The organism is Serratia sp. CoH_122_TC_1, assembly GCF_058191755.1.
Genome location: NZ_JBXWLA010000043.1, coordinates 1 through 4,089 on the forward strand (window position 1 = coordinate 1; position 4,089 = coordinate 4,089).

General features: G+C 46.6%; 3 protein-coding genes and 1 tRNA gene. 3 read left to right on the forward strand and 1 reads right to left on the reverse strand.

All coding sequences use genetic code 11. The features are described from left to right. The first annotated feature begins 462 nt into the window (after positions 1 to 462). Positions 463 to 1,500, forward strand: a complete 1,038-nt coding sequence (gene murB, locus AC2FC2_RS26715) for a UDP-N-acetylmuramate dehydrogenase (protein WP_490660182.1) — start codon at positions 463 to 465, stop codon at positions 1,498 to 1,500. Then, positions 1,497 to 2,459: a bifunctional biotin--[acetyl-CoA-carboxylase] ligase/biotin operon repressor BirA gene (gene birA, locus AC2FC2_RS26720; RefSeq protein WP_490309158.1), complete on the forward strand. Its 963-nt coding sequence runs from the start codon at positions 1,497 to 1,499 to the stop codon at positions 2,457 to 2,459. The genes murB and birA overlap by 4 nt, the downstream gene beginning before the upstream one ends. Positions 2,460 to 2,499: 40 nt before the next feature. Here the strand turns inward: birA and coaA are convergent, their stop codons facing one another. After that, on the reverse strand, positions 2,500 to 3,450 hold the full coding sequence (gene coaA / locus AC2FC2_RS26725; RefSeq protein ID WP_209640600.1) for a type I pantothenate kinase: 951 nt from the start codon (positions 3,448 to 3,450) through the stop codon (positions 2,500 to 2,502). Between the two features lie 463 nt (positions 3,451 to 3,913). Between coaA and AC2FC2_RS26730 the strand changes: the two genes are divergently transcribed. Beyond that, positions 3,914 to 3,989: transfer RNA gene (locus AC2FC2_RS26730), tRNA-Thr, on the forward strand. Positions 3,990 to 4,089 lie beyond the last annotated feature (100 nt).

Consider the following 4,089-nt stretch of genomic DNA (forward strand, 5'->3'; position numbering starts at 1 on the left):
GTAGGACACTGCCAGGCATCAATTAAGCCAAGAGGCCATCCGCAAGGATGGCCTTTTTGCTGTGTGCGAAAGAAAAAGATTACGCAGCTACGCTGCGCCTCTGATACAGATACCTCTCCAAAACTCCCCGAGTAAAGAATAGTTAGTTATATTTATAATTATCCGTAATGTTTAAAGTAAATGAGCAACTTCAGTCATATATTAGCGGGACTGAATAGAATTGTTTAAGTTGTGATAATAAAGTCCATATCGGAGATATTGCGGGCATTCATCACGTTGTTCATTATATTAATGACTTTATCTTGTTAATATATATAGGAATTACCTAATGAAACAACGGAAAGCATTTATCCTGTAGATGAACTCCAGATAAAAGCAATATCATCGAAAACAAATATTAGCCTAGAGAGCCGAATCGAGTAGACTAGGTGAAGGTTCATTTCCGTATAGGTAATTATCGTTATGTCTACTGAAAGCGCGTCATTAAAAAAACACAATACTTTTGCGCTCCAGGCCAACGCAGCGCATCTGATCATTGCAGACACCATTGAATTAATGATCAAGGTTTGGCAGAAAACGCAGAAACGTCAAGAGCCACTGCTGGTACTCGGTGAAGGGAGTAATGTCCTGTTCCTAGAAGACTTTTCTGGTACGGTCATGATCAATCAATTAAAAGGCATCGATATCAGAGAAGAGGAAGATGCCTGGTTTCTCCATGTCAGTTCGGGCGAGAATTGGCATGATTTGGTCTGCCGCACTCTGGCAGCCGGAATTCCTGGGCTAGAGAACCTTGCATTGATTCCCGGTTTAGTTGGATCAGCCCCAATCCAAAATATTGGTGCCTATGGTATAGAGCTCAAAAACGTCTGTGATTACGTTGATCTGTTGGACCTGAATACGGGGGCTATCGACCGTATTTCGGCATCAGATTGTGGGTTTGGTTACCGTGACAGTATTTTCAAACACCGCTTCCAAAAGGGGCACATTATTGTTGGCGTGGGCCTACGTCTGAACAAGCAATGGAACCCGATGCTGAATTATGGCGATCTGACGAAGTTGGATCCGGAAACGGTAACGCCGCGTCAGGTGTTTGACTCTGTGTGCGCAATGCGCTGCAGTAAGCTGCCTGATCCTAAGGTGACGGGCAATGCTGGCAGTTTCTTCAAAAACCCATTGGTCAGTAATGAAAAAGCCGCGGCGATGATTGCCGAATACCCGGGCATGCCGCATTACCCACAGCAGGACGGACAGGTGAAGTTGGCAGCAGGCTGGTTGATTGATCGTTGTGAACTGAAAGGCCATCAGATCGGTGGTGCGGCGGTACATAGCCAGCAGGCGCTTGTTTTGGTGAATTTGGATAACGCCACCCGTCAGGATGTCGTCGCCCTGGCACGCCATGTACGCAATACGGTAGCGGCAAAGTTTGATGTATGGTTAGAACCCGAAGTTCGCTTTATCGGTAAGGATACTGAGTTAAATGCGGTAGAGGTCCTGTCATGAAAGATACTAAAGTTCCCCTCAGGCTTATTGCCATACTCGCTGATGGCGGCTTCCATTCTGGTGAGCATCTTGGTGAGTTGCTGGGAATGAGTCGTGCAGCGATTAACAAGCATATCCAGACAATCCGCGAGTGGGGCTTGGACGTGTTTACCGTACCGGGGAAAGGTTATAGCCTACCTGGCCCAATCCAATTGCTGGAGGCTGAACGCATTCTCAGCCAACTGGTAGATAAGCGTGTTACCGTATTGCCCGTTGTGGATTCAACCAACCAATATTTGTTAGATCGCATTGCTGAATTGCAGTCGGGCGATGCCTGTGTCGCAGAGTACCAGCAGGCGGGCCGCGGTCGGCGAGGGCGCCAATGGATCTCGCCTTTTGGTGCCAATCTATATCTCTCAATGTTTTGGCGTCTGGATCAGGGGCCAGCGGCGGCAATGGGCCTGAGTCTGGTGATTGGCATAGTGATGGCTGAGGTGCTGAAAGACCTCGGTGCTGAAGATGTCAGGGTCAAATGGCCAAATGATCTATATCTCAACGATCGCAAACTGGCTGGCATCTTGGTCGAATTAACGGGAAAAACCGGCGATGCGGCACAATTGGTGATTGGGGCTGGCATTAATTTGGCGATGCGGGAAACCAATGCTAATGCGATTAACCAAGGGTGGATAAACTTGCAGGAAGCAGGAATCAATATCGACCGTAATGAATTGGCAGCGACCTTACTCAATGAGTTGCGTCAATCGCTGAAGCAGTTTGAGATTGATGGTTTGACACCATTTATTGCCCGCTGGCGTGCATTAGACAACTTTATTGATAGACCTGTTAAGTTATTAATTGGTGAGCAACAGATTTTTGGTATTGCCCGTGGTATCGATCAACAGGGTGCATTATTGCTTGATCAGAATGGCGTAATTAAGCCATTTATTGGCGGAGAAATATCTCTTCGTGGTGCTGATTAATTATTTTAATAAGGGGCTCAAGCCCCTTATTATTAATCTTTTACTTCCGTAATCGCACGTTTTCAACGGCATGATTAGCGCTTTTAGTCATGATCAGGCTAGCACGCTCACGGGTTGGTAAAATATTTTCATGTAAATTCAGTCCGTTAATCTCATTCCATAATTGGGTGGCTATGTTTATGGCCTCAGGCTCAGGTAGCTTTGAATAATTATGGAAATAAGAGTCAGGATTAGAGAAGGCGCCCTGCCGGAATTTAAGGAATCGATTGATATACCAGCTTTGTAGCAACTCTTCAGGGGCATCGACATATATTGAAAAATCAACAAAGTCGGAAACAAAAACACGATGTGGATCGTGAGGATAATCCATGCCGCTTTGTAAAACGTTCAGGCCTTCGAGAATAAGAATATCCGGTTGTTCGATGACTTTATTCCCTTCAGGAACGACATCATAAATCAAGTGGGAATATACTGGAGCTGTCACGCGCTTAGCGCCGGATTTTACTTCAGAAACGAATTTTACCAGGCTGTGCATATCGTAGGACTGTGGGAAGCCCTTTTTCTTCATCAACCCACGCTCGTTTAGCACCTTGTTAGGATGCAAGAAGCCGTCAGTGGTGATCAGTTCTACGCTGCGGTGTTCCGGCCAGCTGCTGAGCAATGCCTGCAGTAAACGTGCGGTAGTACTTTTGCCAACGGCAACGCTGCCGGCAATGCCGATAATGTAGGGGATTTTTTGTCCATCGGTTCCGAGAAATTGCTCAAGCACCGCCTGACGGCGCAGGTTGGAACTGATATAGAAGTTCAACAGTCGTGATAGCGGCAGATAAATCTGCGCTACTTCTTCCAAAGAGAGATCTTCGTTAATCCCTTTCAGTTTAACAATCTCTTCTTCTGACAGTGTCAGCGGCACCGAGTTTCGCAGCGCAGCCCATTGGGTACGATCGAACTGAAGATAAGGCGTCGCTAAAGATTGATCTCTTTTTATCATAAGCCAAATTCTGCCTGTTAACGCAGGTTGGGAAAGGCGCCGGACGCCAACTCCAGATAATAAACAAGCTGCATATTATAGACAGCTTCGTTTTTGGCGTAGACTTTTTTCGCAAAAGTTGGCGATTAGTATGAGTTTATGTCAATTGTGAGAAGCGGCCCGCAGTCGATGGAGAAAGGGTATCAACCAAGAGCGATACCGCTTTCATGTTGCGATGCAGCCATTTCGTAGACAGATTTACGAAAAGGTTAGAGGCCACCTGGCGGAAGAAATGCCCCATTGATTCTTGCAAGAGCAATGAGGTTATAGAAAATCGGCCTGAAACTGATTAATGTTTGCACGCCGTACACGTCGAATTGCCATGCGGCATGCAAAATTGGGCGTTTTGTGAGCGAAAGTGCAGCTAACGCAATTTTTTTGTTGCATAGACCGTCCGCTCTACCTAGAATGCGCTGCACTTGATGCCGGCTTAGCTCAGTTGGTAGAGCAACTGACTTGTAATCAGTAGGTCACCAGTTCGATTCCGGTAGCCGGCACCAATCAAGTCACAGTAGTTAAAATCTGGTGGGGTTCCCGAGCGGCCAAAGGGAGCAGACTGTAAATCTGCCGTCACAGACTTCGAAGGTTCGAATCCTTCCC